This is a genomic window from Paenibacillus assamensis DSM 18201 (assembly GCF_000422445.1).
Taxonomy (GTDB): Bacteria; Bacillota; Bacilli; order Paenibacillales; family Paenibacillaceae; genus Paenibacillus_B; species Paenibacillus_B assamensis.
Genome location: NZ_KE383839.1, coordinates 221,203 through 238,584 on the forward strand (window position 1 = coordinate 221,203; position 17,382 = coordinate 238,584).

A 17,382-nucleotide genomic window follows, 5' to 3' on the forward strand; every position below is an offset into this window, starting at 1 on the left:
AGTAAAAAAATCACTAAAATGAATGTTTTTTGATTATTTTTGTAAAGAATTCGTCGTGAATATGTCACAAATTTAATAATTGAAATGATTATATTCCATAAATGTCATACGGGTATGTGCAGAAATGAAGAAGATGGGGTGGTTATAGTAGTCAGCAGATAATTAAGTTTTTTGTCACTTTTTGTCGGATTAACATACAAATTTCTGACTGGTTTCCACAATTTACGTTAAGATTTCGTATTGATTTTACATATACTGTTTTGCGGAAAGTATAGTTCCAAAGTATTATAGTGTAAATGAATACAGCTCTCTTCCTGTTCTTTTAGCCATTTATGCTAGAGAACGGTGTCATACTTAGTAAGTATGATAGTTTATTTGTTTTTGTCGATATTTGTCGTAATATATACAAGTACAACATAGGTGAGAACAACATTGCACCACTATAACGGGGAGGCTAGTAAACAAAATTAGATTCAATAACATCATTAATATATGAATATATTCACATATGAATCTAATTATGTATAATCAGAGGGGTTGAACGCTTTGCCTGTTGTGGACGTAACAGTTGAAAGATTGCGCGGATATGAGGCGTATACGTATACCATTTCCGAAATGGCTGCTAAAGCCATACGTTCAATTTGCAATAAGCAGGACGTATCACCAGAAGCTGTTGTATGTACGGCGTGGGGGGCTTTGTTGACACGGCATTTCAATTTAAATGAGATAAGCTTGTATGTTGCGGCATGTGAGAAGCCAGAACCCGCTGAAGTCAATGTTAGTGAAGATAGAATAACCAATAACATGCTAGCGGAGATGGAAATTGGCATTCAATGTTGTGGTAAAGATCAGTATACAAATCATGTACCTGTGAAGAATTCAGTCTATAGCTATTGTTGGATTAGTGATTTAAACAATACCTCTTCCAATACGACTTTAGCTGAGCTAGAAGGAGATTTACACTGCCGATTCATTTACAAATACGGTGATGCAGCACCACAGCAGCTTTTAATCTATTGTAGATTGAATCAATTACAACACACAACTGTTGAGCAACTGAAAAATCATTGGGAACAGCTTCTTATACAGATGGATAAGTTTCCTAGTAAACGTCTTGGCGAGTTGAAAGTGTTGACGCAAGCAGAAGAAGATCAACTCGTGGTGCAATGGAACGATACATCGGCTGCTTTTCCAAGATTTGAAACCATTTCTGCGTTGTTCGAAGAACAGGTTCTGAAGACCCCGAATCAAGTAGCCATGACGGACAATGAGATGGAGATATCCTATTCTACTCTTAACGAAATGGCTAACCGGTTGGCGCATCGACTTCGTCGTTTAGGCTTGGAAAGAGAGCAAAAGGTGGCAATCGTAGCTGAGCGTACCGTACATATGGTTATTGGCATTTTAGCTATTTTAAAAGCAGGTGGGGTGTACGTTCCCATCGATCCAGATTATCCAACGAATCGTATCGAGTATATGTTGCAGGATAGCGGAGCACAGTTTGTGCTGACCAACGGACATTTTCCTGAACTGCTGGCAATGGGAAATAAGGTAGTAAAGATCACTTCTTCCGATTTAGAAGCTGAGCCACCCACTAATCCTGAACCGGTAAATGAAGCGACGGATCTCATTTATTTGATGTACACATCCGGCTCTACGGGGATGCCAAAAGGAGTAATGGTCACACATCGCAATGTAGCTCGACTAGTAAAGAACACGAACTATGCAGCATTTGGAGCGGATGACTGTATTTTGCAGACAGGTTCGCTTGTGTTTGATGCATCTACCTTCGAAATTTGGGGAGCTCTATTAAATGGATTGCGGCTGGTGCTAGTAGACAAAGCGGTTATTTTGGATCCGATTCAGTTGGAAGCTGCTATTCGGCGACATCAGGTTACGACAATGTTTTTAACTACTGCGTTATTTATTCAATTGGCAGATCGTAACCCTAGTCTGTTTTTACCTATTAAACAATTATTTATAGGTGGAGAGCTGATGAGTCCGAAGCATATGCTGCGGGTGGCTTCAGAGAGTGCACCAATTGCGTTAGCTAACATTTATGGTCCCACTGAAAATACGACTTTTTCGACTTGGTATGAATTTGAAAGCAGCACAGTGGGGGCGATTCCTATTGGGAAGCCAATTGCGAACTCAACTGCTTATGTTGTAAATAAGTACGGTCAACTTCAGCCAATTGGTGCAGTTGGTGAACTGTGGGTCGGAGGTGAAGGTGTTGCCCGTGGTTATGCTAATCGTGCTGATTTGACGGTCGAGAAGTTTATACCTAGTCCATTTGTATCCGGTGAGCGACTATATAGGACAGGTGATTTAGTAAGGTGGCTTCCAAGTGGGAATTTGGAATTCGTAGGTAGATCTGACCATCAGGTCAAGATTCGTGGCTATCGGATGGAACTAGGGGAAATTGAAACGTGGATTCAACAGCATGAGTCAGTAGTGGAAACACTTGTCGTTGATTTTGAAGAAACGCCAGGTCAAAATGCGCTATGCGCTTACATCGTTACGAAAAATGAGATGTCCGCCATTGAGATGCGTTCATATTTGGCTCATCATGTACCTGACTACATGCTTCCTAGTTACTATATGTTCTTAAAGCGAATGCCTCTAACGATTAACGGTAAAATTGACCGTCAGAGGCTGCCACAGCCTGAAAAACAGAGCCGAGAGCTGGACAACTATATCGCTCCACGCACAGTAACCGAGCAAATGTTAATAGGTATTTGGGAAGAGGTGTTAGGTTGCACTTCTATCGGGGTAGGGGATCATTTCTTTCACTTAGGCGGTCATTCGCTGCAAGTTTCACGCATACAGACGCTAATGGCCAAAGCCTGTGGACTGACTCTTACTTTTAAGCAAATCTTTGAAGCGCCTATACTTCGAGATATGGCACTACAAATAGATCAGCAGGGCAAGCAAGCTGGAGTTGAGATTCAAGCTGCTGCTGAAAAACCACTATATACACTTGGCCCAGCTCAGCGTCGTATGTTCGCTTTGCAGCAGCGTGATGGCATTGGTACAGCGTATCATATTCCACTTTTGTATCAATTTGAAGGTGAGCTTGACCGCATACGATTGTTCCATGCATTGAAGCAGCTTATTGCGAGACATGAGGCTCTGCGTACATCATTCCATTATGAGAATGGCGAAATTGGTCAGCGAATTGCAACTGTAGAAGATGTTGTATTTGAAATGGATTACGAGGATCGAACAAATGAGCAGTTGAATGAGCAGTCGATTACTGAGTTAGCATTATGGTTCAACCATCGGTTTGAACTTCAGAGAGCACCATTAATAAAAGCGGCGATGGTGTCATTTGCAGGAGAAGAGCATCTTTTTTTGCTGGATGTTCATCATATTGTATTTGATGGTACTTCACTGCGCATCTTTGCCGAAGAGTTGAGCGCACTGTACGCTGGCAACGTATTAGCTCCCTCTAGCTTGCAATTCAAAGATTATGCCGAGTGGCAAGCCAATGTTCATTTCGATGTGCGGGCAGAACAGTATTGGTTAGATGTTCTTAATGGAGAACTGCCCGAGTTAAACTTGCCACTTGATTTCCATCGGCCACGTATACAGTCGTTCGAGGGTGAGGTTGTTCGTACGCAATTATCCGTTGAGCAGACGGTTGCATTGCGACAGTTTGCTAAGGAACGGAACTGTACGATATACATGGTATTATTGTCTGTTTATCATGTTCTGTTGGCACGATATGCGGATACAGAAGATGTCATTGTAGGTTGTGCAGCAGCATCTCGCACACGTGCGGAATGTAATGACATGATAGGGATGTTCGTGAATACGCTGCCGATTCGATCTTATCCAGAGGCATCCAAATCATTTGCTCATTTCTTAGAAGAGATGAAGGATTCACTGCTGCATGCCTATGAATATCAGGATTACCCTATAGAGCAGTTATTTGAAAAAATACAGTTTAAACCTGATATGAGCCGCAATATGCTGTTCAACACTGTTTTTGTTATGCAGAACATGGGCGGTATAGACATTCAGTTACCAGGTGTGAAATGTACAGAAGTACCTGTTCACAATGGTACGTCTAAGTTCGACCTAACCCTGGAAGCGATAGAGCAAGCCGGAATCGTGTCACTTACGTTCGAATACGATACAAAACTGTTTTCGTATGAGAAAATAGCCCGTCTTGCGGGTCATTTCGTTCAATTGGTGCAAGAAGTAACGGCCAATGCTGAACTGGTAATTGGTCAATTGAATATATTGACAGGGTTAGAACGTAAGCAGATTATCGAGCAATTTAATGACACGGCTAGCACGTATCCGCGTGATGCTTCTGTTGTTGAATTATTTGAGCAGCAAGTGCTGAGAACACCGAACAAAGTGGCTGTAGAGTATAAGGATTGCAAGCTTACCTATGTGCAATTGAACCAGAAAGCGAATCAAGTGGCACATTACTTGCGTAGTAATGGCGTTGCAGTGGAGCAAGCAGTAGCCTTATTTGCGGAGCGTTCGGCTGACATGATCGTAGGTGTGCTCGCCATACTAAAGGCTGGTGCTGCCTATGTACCGATTGATCCTGATTATCCTGTGGAACGAATTCATTATATGATCGAAGACAGCGGAGCCGTATTGGCGTTGTGTACAAGGGAACTTGTTCATCGATTACCGACTACAGTAAATACGATTGTATTGAATGACCCTAAACTTAAAGAACATCCAACAGAGAATGTTGGCGAGATGCTAAGTCCCAACCACTTAATTTACATGATGTATACTTCTGGATCGACAGGTAAACCGAAAGGGGTTATGATCACCCATCGCAATGTAATTCGTCTCGTACAGAACACAGACTATGTTCATTTTCAACCAGACGATTGCCTATTACAAACGGGTTCGCTTGTGTTTGATGCGTCAACATTTGAGATATGGGGAGCATTATTGAATGGATTGCGTCTCGTGCTCGTAGATAAGACCGTTATTTTGGACGTTGACCAATTAGGCAAGGCCATCAGACAGCATCAAGTTACGATTATGTTTTTGACTACAGCGTTATTTAATCAGCTTGTAGATCGAAATCCAAGTGTGTTTTTACCGGTAAAGCAGTTGTTTGTTGGTGGCGAATCGATGAGTTGGAAACATTTTGTACGAGTTGCAGAACAGTGTGCACCGATTTCATTGTTCAATATTTACGGACCGACCGAAAATACGACTTTTTCAACATGTTATAAGCTTCAACTTCAACATGAAGGCGAAGGGTTAAACCCTATCGGTAAGCCAATTGCCAACTCGACTGCTTATGTCATGAATAGGGCTGGTGCCTTGCAACCTATAGGTGTTAATGGGGAGCTGTGGGTTGGTGGTGATGGGGTAGCTAAAGGATACTTGAATCGCGAAGATCTCACGAATGCTTCATTTGTTAATAGCACGATAGGAACGGATGAGAAGCTCTATAAGACTGGCGATATGGTGCGTTGGCTGCCAAATGGACATCTAGAGTTTCTGGGTCGGAAAGACCATCAAGTAAAAATTCGTGGATACCGAGTAGAGCTAAGTGAGATCGAGCAATATTTCCGCAATCATGAGCAAATTAGAGAAGTGTTGATCACTACTATCGAGGAGGAATCAGGTTCAAAGTCACTGTGTGCTTACATTGTGGCTGATCAAGACGTGACGAGTAAAGATTTGTATGACTATGCGTCAGCGTACATGCCTGAATATATGATACCAACACATTACCTTTTTCTCGAGCAGCTGCCTTTGACGATGAATGGGAAGATTGATCGTGCAAAGCTGCCTGTACCTAGGGAAAATGGACCCTCATTTTTAGATGATTTTGCTGCTCCTGCAAATGAGAAGGAACATAAACTTGCTAAGCTATGGCAGGAATTGCTTGGTATAACGGAAGTGAGTGTGGAAGATAACTTCTTCCAATTGGGTGGTCATTCTTTAAATGCAATTTCTTTAATTGCTCAATTGAAGCTCGACTATGAAGTGGAAGTCAGCGATGTTTTTCAGTATCCGACGATTCGTCAGTTGGCCAAACAGATAAAGTACCGCCCCAATCATATGAAGGAAAAGTTGTCGCAGCTTCGTGAACGTGCGCAGTATGAATGGACTAGGGGCACAGATTGGAACGAGCTGCTGGAATCACAAAATCATCAATACATGGAACGTATTGCGCTTTATAATGAGCAAACGTCCGCTGTCGCTCTACATGAGTCAAACACATACTGCAATGTATTAGTGACAGGCAGTACGGGTTACTTGGGAAGTTACTTATTGCGCGACATAATCGAGCGAACAGATGCTCAAGTTACTGTAATTGTGCGAGGAAAGTGTACGGAGCATGCCAGAGAGCGACTTTATGCAAAGTTAAACTACTACTTTGGCTCTGCATGGGTTCGCTGTTTTAAAGAACGAATTTATGTTATTAATGGCAACTTGTCTATGCCTCAATTTGGTATGGATGATGCAAATTATTATCAATTAGCAGCAGATGTAGATTGTATTGTCCATGCGGCTGCGAATGTAAAGCACTATGGACCTTATGAAGCGTTTGAACGTAATAACGTCACGGCAACGAAGCACCTGATCCAATTTGCCTTGGACGTACAATCGAAGGTGTTCCATCATATCTCGACAATGTCGGTTGGGATGGGGACGATTCCGGGTACAGAGGCTATCTTATTTACAGAAAATGATCTTGATGTTGGTCAACAGTTTGATAATTATTACGTAATGACGAAGTTCGAGGCCGAGAAAGTTGTGCATGATGCAAGAAAGAAAGGGCTTATTGCGAATATTTATCGTATTGGAAACATTGTATTTGATTCTGAAAGCGGTAAGTTTCAGCAGAACATACAAGACAATGCGTTCTATAATAGTTTGAAATCTTATATGCAGCTTGGTGTCGTACCGAAAACAGAAGCAAACATAGATTTATCTTTTGTTGATCAGGTCAGCCTTGCACTCGTTACTATATTTAATAAGCCGGCGATCTATCAACGCACATTCCATCTATTCAATCCGAACTTGGTCGCCATGACTGATTTGGCAGCCAATTGTGAGGGATATGATGTAGCTGCAACTTCATTTGAGGAATTTCTAGATGTACTTTATGAGCGGTATTGTCTAGGCGTTTATTCAGAGGCCATTGAAACTATATTGCTGCATAACGGCTGGATGGCCGAGAATCAGAACAACACTACATTTAAATTGACTGCGAAGTTAACTGTATTAACATTAGCGCAGCTTGGGTTCCGTTGGGATGCCCCGAATCATAAACATATTTCTGCAATGCTGAGGCACTGTCGTGAGGTTGGATTTTTACCATTGGAGTAGTTGGAAGGTTGACTATTCCTATGTGAAAACATAGATAGAGAAAACAATATTTTAAATATGGATAGTGGATATTGAGATAACTCACACTAGGGGGGGATTACTGATATGTTTGAAGTAAGTTGCGATGTGTCTAAAAATCGACTTTACATAAAGCTAGAAGGTATGATGAGTATGGAAGAGGCAAGAGAGTATGAAAAAGCCCTTTATGTGTGTGTAAGTCAAATGCAGGAAGGATACACGCTCTGCTTTGATATGGTGAATGCACAGCCAGGTAAATTAGAGGTGAATAATTCACTTGCTGACATTCGTGCTTATATGGCAGAAAAGAAAATTAAAGGCACTGCCATGATTGTCGGTAATGTGCTCTCGAAGCTGCAATTGACTCGTCTGCTTAAAGAGATTGGCGGTACTTTCAACGTTGTTCAAGGCTATGAAGATGCAGAAAAATATCTTGATTCTATATAAGACCAAGCCTATTTTATAATACATGTTAATGAATAGATTCGTAGACTTGCCCGTTTCATTCGAATGGGCAGTTTTTTATTTTTGCAGCGGCATATGGAAAAGAGGGAACAGAAGCTAATTTCTGCACCCTCTTTTTTGCGTCTTGCGCCATAGAAGTAATAACCTTCACTTCACTGGATTCCCCGTATGGGAAAGACAAATATACTTCATATCCAAATCTATTCTGTGCGGACGTTAGACAGTAACTCAAATGAACGAAGCCTTGCGTCATGATCATAAATTTGACTGTTGATCATAATTTCATTAGCATTTGTTGCCTCTAACAGCTCGCTCAGTTTGCGCTTGACGGTAGCTGGGCTGCCGATAATCGATGTGGAGAGCGTGCGCTGCACGAGCATTTTTTCGTACTCGCTCCAATGCTCATCCATACTGTCCACAGGAGGCTGTAACTTCTGAGGCCTATTGCGAATGAGGCTCAAAAATTGCTGCTGCGCTGAGGTCGCCAATCGTTCTGCTTCTGCATCGGTATCCGCTGCTATAGCATTGACCGTTACGATAACATACGGTGCATCCAACACTTCTGATGGTTGGAAGTGGTTCCGATACACTTCTAGGGCAGGACGTGTATTTTCAGGCGAAAAATGGCTGGCAAAGGCAAAGGGAAGTCCCAGATCTCCAGCTAGTCTTGCGCTGAAACCGCTTGAACCAAGCAGCCAAATCGGTATGTGGAGGCCTTCGCCAGGCACGGCGCGAACTCGATTCTCAAGTGGTGAGGCAGGCCGCAAATAATTGCGCAGCTCATCCAGCAGCTCAGGGAATTCTTGCCCATTGCGGCCTGTATCGCGACGAAGTGCTTGTGCTGTAAGTTGGTCGCTACCCGGTGCTCGGCCTAAGCCTAGATCAATGCGGTTCGGGTAGAGGGATTCTAACGTACCGAACTGTTCTGCAATAACGAGTGGAGCATGATTGGGCAGCATAATACCGCCTGATCCTACTCGGATGGTCGTTGTATTTGCGGCTACATGCCCGATAAGTACGGAAGTGGCTGAACTTGCTATGCCAGGCATATTATGATGTTCCGCCAACCAATACCTTTGGTAGCCCCATGCTTCTGCGTGTCGTGCTAAGTCTGCAGTTCGCCGAAAAGATTCGGCAGCCGTACTGCCTTCCACGATAGGAGATAGATCCAATACGGACAACGGAATATGTGATAGAGATTTGTTAGTGGGTTGTGATGGTTGTTCCATATTTTATAGGTCACCTGCTCTCTAGGTAATCGCTTTATGGCATGTTAATAATGAAATCAAAAATGTAAGCAATGAATGGCTATCTACTCACATTTTAGCTTAATACCAGTAATGTACTAACAATTATAAAGTAAACATGGAGTCGTGACAACATAGCTGGACCAATTCATGATAGACCGTAACGATAACGTGAATATTTTTATTGGTGCGGAATGTATTCGGAGCTCATAAAGAAGATGCCTTGTCTATATACATAACTAAACAGTAGATTCGTCGATGAGGAGAGTCAGGAATGCAATGATTGATATACATACACATATTGTTCCGTGCCTTGATGATGGAGCCCCTTCACTTGAAGTCGCTGTATTAATGGCACGAATTGCATATGCACAAGGTATACGGGCTATGATTGCAACTCCTCATCATCGGAACGGGAGATACCGTAACGAAGCCGATATCATCCATATGGCCACTGCACGTTTGAATGAAGAGCTTCAGCAGCAAGGTGTCGATGTAAAGGTGTATGCAGGGCAAGAAATTCAACTGTATGATCGTCTGTTGTTGGATTGGATGGAAGGCCAAACATTGCTCTCTTTGTGTGACTCCAAATACATATTAATCGAGCTCCCAGCTACCCATATTCCTTCCTCCTGTCGGGATTTGTTCTATGAGTTGAGGTTGCTTGGACATGTTCCAATTATTGCTCATCCAGAGCGTAACGCTGGGGTTATGCAGGATTTAGCTCAATTAGGCGAGCTTGTTCGTGAGGGTGCACTCTGTCAAGTAACAGCCGGTTCATTAACAGGCAGATTTGGTTCGAAAGTTAGGAAATTGGCATGGAAATTGTGCAAACAAAACTTTATTCAGCTTATCGCGTCTGATTGCCACAATTGTCGTTCAAGGCCGCCTGATCTTGCAACATCTTATCAGCAAATAGAGGAAGTGCTAGGCGAGTATTACGTTCAAAATTATAGGCTGAACGCGAGTAACGTCTTGCAAAACAAAGACATCGCGGTTCAGGAGCCTGTGCTATCTAGTTCAATATGGCGCATGTCTCGGTAGTGAGACTGTAAACCCTAAATGATTTGACAACTCACGGGATATCGTCATTTTGGAGGGCTCAATTGACGTGATAGGAGGAAGAGTATGGAGTTAGGTATTAAAGAGATATTACAAGTTATTCGTAAGCGAAGCTGGTGGTTAGGTAGTATTGTTCTACTTGCCTCTGTAGGTGCAGGGCTGATCAGTTTCTATCTATTGCAGCCTAAGTATGAAGCCAGCAGCCAAATCATTATCAGTTCAACCGATGCGACAGGGCAATCCTCGATAAGTATCAATGAAGTGAATATGGATTTAAGGCTCATTGACACCTATAAAGAGATATTAAAGACGGTTGCGATGATGAAAAAGGTGACGGCGACTTATCCTGATATCGAACAAACTCCTGAACAATTATCTCGTCATGTGGAAGTGAACTCCGCAAGTTCAACACAAGTAATAACAATCTCTTACCAGCATGAAAATTACAGCCAAGCAGCGAAGACGGTGAACGCTATTGTACTCGCATTTCAACGTGAGATACCTTCTCTGATGAATATCGATAATGTATCCATACTAGGACTTGCTAATGAAGAAGCGGTTCCTGTCCCGGTTAGTCCCAATATGGTATTTAATGCAGCAGTTACCTTTATGATTGCGCTGATAGGTGGCGTTGCTCTATTTGTATTACTTGAGGTATTGGATGACACCGTTAAAAGTGAGGAGGAGTTGGCACGGCTGCTTAACTTGCCTGTACTAGCAACGGTACACATCATTCGAGAAACGAAACTTATCAAATCAAACATTGCAACTATTCATGGGGAAGGAGCGGGGAGCGATGTCACGATTGACGCGAAAGTCTAAACTGATAACGGCATATAACCCGCTGTCTCCGATTTCAGAAATATATCGGACACTGCGAACGAATATTCAATTCTCCTCGATCGATTGTCCGATGAAGTCCATTATGATTACTTCCGCCCGAGAAGGGGAAGGGAAATCTACAACACTTGTTAATGCAGCAGTCGCCTACGCACAGTCCAATATGAAAGTCGTTATTGTTGATGCGGATTTGAGAAAGCCGACGATACATGAATTTTTCCAGTTATCCAATCGAGTCGGTGTGACGAATGTATTAGCTCAGCAAGCTCGTTTGGAAGACGTCATTTTGGAGAGTGGCATTCCAAATTTGAAAGTTATACCCGCAGGGACAATTCCGCCAAATCCATCAGAGCTGCTGTCCTCACCAAGCATGACGACTCTTGTGACAGAACTCAGTGAGCAGTACGACCTTGTATTTGTTGATACTCCGCCAGTGCTGCTTGTAGCAGACGCTCAAATTATGGCCGCCAAATGCGATGGAGTGCTGCTTGTTGTCCAGTACGGCAGAATTAAGCGTGAGGAGATAAGAAAAGCAAAATCGAATCTTGAATTGGTCAATGCGAACTTACTAGGAACGGTACTTAACCAGTACAAATCGAAGGTGAGCAGCCGGTATCACTACTATAGGGACTCATAAATAAGCACACTGTGAATCGTGCGAGGTGGAAGCGATGAAAGTGTTATTGATATCCAGTCTAGCATCCTCTCTTTTGATCTTTCGACTGGACATGATCAAGGCGTTTCAGAGAAATGGTCATGAAGTTATCGCAATAGCCCCTGAGCATGGACAGCAGTGGGAGGCAAAGTTCAAAGCGCTGGGAATTGCTTATTATGCTATACCTATTGCTCGTACGGGCATGAACCCACTGGAGGATCTGAGAACCTTTATCCGCATGATTCGGATTATAAATAAAATTAAGCCTGATATTGTGTTTGCCTATCAAGCGAAATCAATCGTGTACGGATGTACGGCGGCAAAATTAACGGGAGTCAATCGCATATATGCATTAGTTGCTGGTCTTGGATCTATCCTACATAGCCATCGTAAATCCTCGATAAAGACGATGATCGTTAAACTTATTTTAAAGACACAATACAAACTGGCACTAGCTTGCTGCAAACGAGTGTTTTTTCAAAACCCAGATGATAGGCAAGCAATGAGCACGATGAGACTGATTCGTGCGGAGCAGCCTTCACTTATTAATGGCTCTGGCGTTAATTTGACTGTTTTTACCGAACAGCCTTTACCTGAGCAGGATGTATTTTTGTTCGTTGGTAGGCTGCTTAGAGATAAAGGAATTCGAGAGTACATGGATGCAGCTAAGCTTGTAAGACAACAGTATCCGCACGCTCGTTGTCTTGTACTCGGTCCGTTTGATACGAATCCAACTGCAATTTCGCAGCATGAACTGCAGCGCTTCGTAGAAGAAGGTGCTATTGAATATATGGGTGCAACCGAAGATGTTCGTCCTTACTTGCAGCAATGTTCGGTGCTCGTCTTGCCGTCCTATCACGAAGGAACACCTCGATGTGTGCTGGAAGCGATGGCGACAGGTCGCCCCATTATTACGACAGATGCCCCGGGATGCCGTGAAACGGTAGTCGATCAAATGAACGGTTTTCTCGTTCCTCCTAAAGACACGACGGCAATTGCTGAGAAAATGATCTGGATGATTGAGAATAGGGAGCAGTTAAGGTGGATGTCGCAGCAGAGTTTACGAATGGTTCGTGATAAATACGATGTCGACAAAGTGAATCAAGTCATTATGGATACGATGCAAATCCAACCGATGGAGGCTGTCAAATATGTTGGAGGCGATCAAAGATTATAAACGATCAATAGCAGTTGTCGGACTTGGGTATGTGGGCTTGCCGTTAGCGGTGGCCTTTTCTCAACATGCGAATGTGATTGGTTATGATAGCAGCGAGACTAAGATTAGTCTTTATCAGCAGGGAATAGACCCGACGAATGAGGTAGGAGACGTCAACCTTCGCGTGACCAAGGTTAGGTTTACAAGCAACCCGGTTCATTTGAATGAGGCTTCTTTTATTATTATAGCGGTGCCGACACCTGTTGATAAGCACAATAAGCCTGATTTAAGCGCCTTAATAAGTGCTAGTTCTACTGTAGGCCGCCATTTGCAAGCAGGAACGATTGTCGTATACGAATCTACGGTTTATCCAGGGGTAACAGAGGACATATGTATCCCTATTTTGGAGCAGGGTTCTGGATTAAAGGCTGGCCTAGATTTTCAAGTTGGTTACTCGCCTGAACGTATTAACCCTGGTGATAACGTTCACCGACTTGAAACAGTTGTCAAAATTGTTGCTGGGCTGAACGAAGCATCGTTAGAGACGATAGCTAGCGTGTATGAGTTGATCGTCAAAGCTGAAGTCTACAGGGCTCCTTCTATTCAAGTAGCAGAGGCAGCTAAAGTGATTGAGAATGCGCAGCGTGATATTAATATTGCGTTTATGAATGAACTCTCGATTATTTTTAATCGGCTTGGCATTGATACATTAGAAGTATTGAAGGCAGCGGGGACGAAGTGGAACTTTGTGAACTTTCAGCCGGGTTTAGTCGGCGGGCATTGCATCGGTGTTGATCCTTACTATTTAACATATAAGGCAGAGGAAATAGGCTATCATCCTGAGGTCATTACGGCTGGCAGACGAATCAATGACAATATGAGCAAATACGTAGCGGATAGTCTAGTTAAGCAGCTCATCTACGATAATTGTTCGATTAAAGGTGCTAAAGTGCTCGTTATGGGCGTGACTTTCAAAGAAAATGTTCCCGATGTTCGCAATTCCAAGGTCGTTGCGATGATTCGCGAACTGGAGCAGTATCATATCGATGTCGTAGTTATGGACCCATATGCAGATCGTGAAGTGCTGTACAACGAATATGGGATTGAATTAGCTCATGAAATCCCGTTAGTTGATGCTGTCATTGTTGCGGTAAATCATAAGGAGTATGTGAACCTTGCTTTAGATGAGCTTCGTGCGTTGTATGAGCCTCATCGTTCGGTGCTTATCGATGTAAAAGGAATCTATAATCGACGTGAGGCAGAGTCCAAAGGCTTTACCTATTGGAGGCTGTAATCGAATGGGATATCGTGATGTTACATTTCAAGCGGGTACGCAGTTCCTTGTAACGGGAGCAGCTGGTTTTATTGGCTCCAACCTGGTGGAGGCTCTTCTCCAGAAGGGAATGAAAGTGAGGGGACTTGATAATTTTTCAACAGGAAAAAAGGAGCATGTGGAATGCTTCTTGAACGATCCCAACTTTACATTTATAGAAGGCGATATCCGTGATGCTGCTGCATGTCGTCAAGCTTGTACTCAGATTGATTATGTTCTTCATCAGGCAGCGCTTGGTTCTGTACCACGTTCTATTAGAGAGCCTGTCCTTTATGACGAAAATAATATTGTTGGAACACTTCATGTGTTCGAGGCAGCACGCTTATCAGGTACGGTGAAGAAGGTAGTCTATGCTTCTTCTTCATCGGTGTATGGGGATGCAGAACAGCTGCCTAAAGTGGAAGGTCAAGAAGGGCAGCTATTGTCTCCTTATGCGATAACGAAGGCAGTGAATGAATATTATGGCTCTTTGTATGCAAGATTGTATCAATTGCCTTGTGTCGGGCTGCGATACTTTAACGTATTTGGTAGAAGACAAGATCCATACTCCGCCTATGCGGCAGTTATTCCGTTGTTTGCAAAGCTCTTATTGGATGGTCAGCAGCCTACGATAAATGGAGATGGAAAACAAACAAGGGATTTTACTTATATTGATAACGTAATAGAGGCGAATCTGAAAGCTTGTGCAGCTGGTGACGAGGCAAATGGCGAGGTTTTCAACATTGCATGCGCTGAATCGTTCACGATAGCTGATATGCTTCGTATGATGTGCGAACAGTTATCTATCCCGTATTCACCGAATTATGGGCCTGATAGGCAAGGTGATATTAAGCATAGTCTTGCGGATATTTCCAAAGCCCGTTCGTTATTGAACTATACGGCGGAGTGGAATTTCCATCGGGGATTTGATGCGGCTGCTGCATGGTATCGAGCCTATTTCAATCGCTAATTGGAAAGGGAGGTTTAATGAATGGCTCATGCTCCTTATCGCGTTCTGCATGTATTTGCAAGAATGGACAAAGGCGGTGCTGAATCCCGCATTATGGATTTGTATCGCTATATGGACCGCAGTCATATTCAATTCGACTTCCTTAGTTTAGAGGGTGGGAAGCATTATTTTGATGATGAGATCGCTAAGTTGGGGGGGAGGAGGTTTATTGTTCGCCACCCGAGAGAGAGCTTAATCGGCCATATGCAGGATATGTATCAGGTAATGAAAACAAAGGGACCTTTTCAAGCGGTGCATGCTCATACGGCACATCATGAAGGCTTAGTGGCGCTGGCTGCTCGCATGGCTGGCATTCCCCATCGAGTATGTCATGCGCGAACGACTGGCACATCACAGTCAGCATCGCCCCATAAACGTGTTGGCCTGTTGCTTGGTAAGCTGCTTATCGCATCTTGTGCAACACGTTTGCTTGCGATTAGTCAGGCGGCAGGTAAGTATCTGTTTGGCGAACATGCCATGAAGCAAGGGAAAGTAGAGCTTGTGCCCGATGCTATAGACTTGTCCGCGTATGAACAAGTCAACCAACTGAATCCGCTCATTCTAAGGCAGCAGGCAGGCATTCCACCTTGCGGCATTTTGCTGGGGCATGTTGGAAGCTTTCGAACCGTGAAAAATCAAACGTTTTTAGTTCGATTGCTAGGGAATTTACGCAGAACTGGTATTGATGCAAGGCTTGTTCTCATTGGAAGCGGGGGACAAAGATTAGAGATTGAGCGACAAGTTATTGAAGCTGGGCTTGCTGCTTACGTACATTTTCTTGGTGTTAGGGATGACGTTCCGCGGCTCGTTCGCATGCTTGATGTATTTATTATGCCATCTCTTTACGAGGGATTAGGAGGAGCGGCCATAGAGGCGCAGGCGGCAGGTACCGCTTGTGTGCTATCATCTGCTCTGCCAGTTGAAGTGGATATGGGACTTGGTACGGTGAGATTTGTAGACTTGAATGAGCCGATGCCTTTTTGGATGCAGGCTATATTTAAGCAAGCCAATACCATGCGCCCAAGTTCTGATGAGATACGAGCAGCCTTTTTCAGAAGAGGATTTATGCTAGAGCATGCGGCTGACCGTATTCAACGCGCGTATGGGCTCTCAGGCGGTAGCTTTGCGATAAATGAAAGCGGAAGGATGTACGAAGGATGAGCAAAGAGTTGAAGCGTATTCTGCATATTATTCCGTCAACCGGATTTGGTGGCATTACATCTATGGTGATGAATTTGTACCGTGCACTTGATAAAGAACGAATTCAGTTTGACTTTGCATCGTTCAATCGCGGTCATTTGCATGATGAGATTGTGTCTATGGGTGGGCATGTTTTTTATTTTGAATATATGAAGAAGCAGGGCATCTTTCGTTACATGCGCGCGCTCAAGAAACTGATCCAAACGCAGGGGCCTTACCATGCCATTCATGTTCATAATGGCTACAAAGGTGGGTTTGCCTTATTAGCTGCTCGGATGGCGGGAATCGATACGCGCATCTGTCATATTCATACGAGTAATGTTGAACAGCGCTGGCAGAAGGCCATATTGCCGTTGCTAAAGACGTTGTCGATTGGGCAAGCGACTGAGTTGATTGCCTGCGGACAAGATGCAGGAGCATTTATGTATGGAGACCGTTCCTTTTCCATCCTGTTAAATGCGATCCGTCCCGAGGAGTATACGAATCGTTCTCCGTGGGAGCGGGAGCAACTGAGGCAAGAGTTGAATATTTCAAGCGATTGTCTTGTCATTGGTCATGTAGGCAGATTGTCGCCAGTGAAGAATCATCATTTTATGCTGGAAATCGCGGAGGAATTGAAGAGCCATCATGCAGGTATACCGTTTCGATTTGTATTCGTTGGGGATGGACCACTACGATCTGAGCTGGAGGAAACCATTCGTAAGAAAGGGCTTGAGAAGCATGCTATGTTGATTGGCTCACGTGAGGATATTCCTGCATTGATGAATTTATTTGATCTCTATTTGCTGCCATCACACTTTGAAGGCTTGCCTGTCACACTCTTAGAGGCGCAAGCCGCGGCGATCCCATGCCTTGTATCTACAGGAGTAACACGTGAATCCGATGTAGGTGCAGAAACGGTTACGTTTATGGAATTGTCCGCGGGAGCGCAGGCTTGGGCACACGAATTGCTAAGTTGTATCGAGCGGGGACAAGGTAATCAACAGGAGGCAGGAGTTAAGCTGGCTGAGCGGGGGTATGATGTGGACAGCAGTCTTAACAGACTGTTACAACTATATAACGTATAAGGAAAGTAAGCGTGGATTGGTG

The 17,382-nt window shown here is 43.6% G+C and carries 11 protein-coding genes; 10 read left to right on the forward strand and 1 reads right to left on the reverse strand.

Features of this window, described 5'->3' with window-relative positions:
• Nucleotides 1-555 precede the first annotated feature (555 nt).
• Nucleotides 556-7,329 (forward strand): non-ribosomal peptide synthetase, encoded by a 6,774-nt coding sequence (locus H580_RS0121130; protein WP_245583620.1) that lies wholly within the window; start codon nucleotides 556-558, stop codon nucleotides 7,327-7,329.
• 105 nt (nucleotides 7,330-7,434) lie between these two features.
• Nucleotides 7,435-7,794: a hypothetical protein gene (locus H580_RS0121135; protein WP_028596558.1), complete on the forward strand. Its 360-nt coding sequence runs from the start codon at nucleotides 7,435-7,437 to the stop codon at nucleotides 7,792-7,794.
• Nucleotides 7,795-8,012: 218 nt separating this feature from the next.
• On the opposite strand, the gene H580_RS0121140 is transcribed toward H580_RS0121135, so the two are convergent.
• Nucleotides 8,013-9,041: an LLM class flavin-dependent oxidoreductase gene (locus H580_RS0121140; protein ID WP_028596559.1), complete on the reverse strand. Its 1,029-nt coding sequence runs from the start codon at nucleotides 9,039-9,041 to the stop codon at nucleotides 8,013-8,015.
• A gap of 297 nt (nucleotides 9,042-9,338) precedes the next feature.
• On the opposite strand from H580_RS0121140, the gene H580_RS0121145 reads away from it, so the two are divergent.
• The 8 genes from H580_RS0121145 to H580_RS25070 all read left to right on the forward strand — a co-directional run bounded on the left by H580_RS0121145 (nucleotide 9,339) and on the right by H580_RS25070 (nucleotide 17,360).
• Complete coding sequence (locus H580_RS0121145) at nucleotides 9,339-10,103, forward strand: tyrosine-protein phosphatase (RefSeq protein ID WP_028596560.1); 765 nt, start codon at nucleotides 9,339-9,341, stop codon at nucleotides 10,101-10,103.
• A gap of 84 nt (nucleotides 10,104-10,187) precedes the next feature.
• The gene (locus H580_RS25055; protein WP_036605603.1) at nucleotides 10,188-10,943 is read left to right on the forward strand and encodes a YveK family protein; all 756 of its coding nucleotides are present in this window, start codon (nucleotides 10,188-10,190) and stop codon (nucleotides 10,941-10,943) included.
• Nucleotides 10,918-11,598, forward strand: coding sequence for a CpsD/CapB family tyrosine-protein kinase (locus H580_RS0121155; RefSeq protein WP_028596561.1), 681 nt, complete (start codon nucleotides 10,918-10,920; stop codon nucleotides 11,596-11,598). Before H580_RS25055 ends, H580_RS0121155 begins: the two co-directional genes overlap by 26 nt.
• Before the next feature lie 34 nt (nucleotides 11,599-11,632).
• On the forward strand, nucleotides 11,633-12,793 hold the full coding sequence (locus H580_RS25060) for a glycosyltransferase family 4 protein (protein ID WP_051217625.1): 1,161 nt from the start codon (nucleotides 11,633-11,635) through the stop codon (nucleotides 12,791-12,793).
• Nucleotides 12,768-14,066, forward strand: a complete 1,299-nt coding sequence (locus tag H580_RS0121165) for a nucleotide sugar dehydrogenase (protein WP_036605604.1) — start codon at nucleotides 12,768-12,770, stop codon at nucleotides 14,064-14,066. The genes H580_RS25060 and H580_RS0121165 overlap by 26 nt, the downstream gene beginning before the upstream one ends.
• A 4-nt stretch (nucleotides 14,067-14,070) precedes the next feature.
• Nucleotides 14,071-15,054 carry an SDR family oxidoreductase gene (locus tag H580_RS0121170; RefSeq protein ID WP_028596563.1) on the forward strand — a complete coding sequence of 328 codons (984 nt, stop codon included), beginning with the start codon at nucleotides 14,071-14,073 and terminating at the stop codon, nucleotides 15,052-15,054.
• A gap of 21 nt (nucleotides 15,055-15,075) precedes the next feature.
• The gene (locus H580_RS25065) at nucleotides 15,076-16,254 is read left to right on the forward strand and encodes a glycosyltransferase (RefSeq protein WP_051217626.1); all 1,179 of its coding nucleotides are present in this window, start codon (nucleotides 15,076-15,078) and stop codon (nucleotides 16,252-16,254) included.
• The gene (locus tag H580_RS25070) at nucleotides 16,251-17,360 is read left to right on the forward strand and encodes a glycosyltransferase family 1 protein (protein WP_051217627.1); all 1,110 of its coding nucleotides are present in this window, start codon (nucleotides 16,251-16,253) and stop codon (nucleotides 17,358-17,360) included. Before H580_RS25065 ends, H580_RS25070 begins: the two co-directional genes overlap by 4 nt.
• Nucleotides 17,361-17,382: the final 22 nt, after the last annotated feature.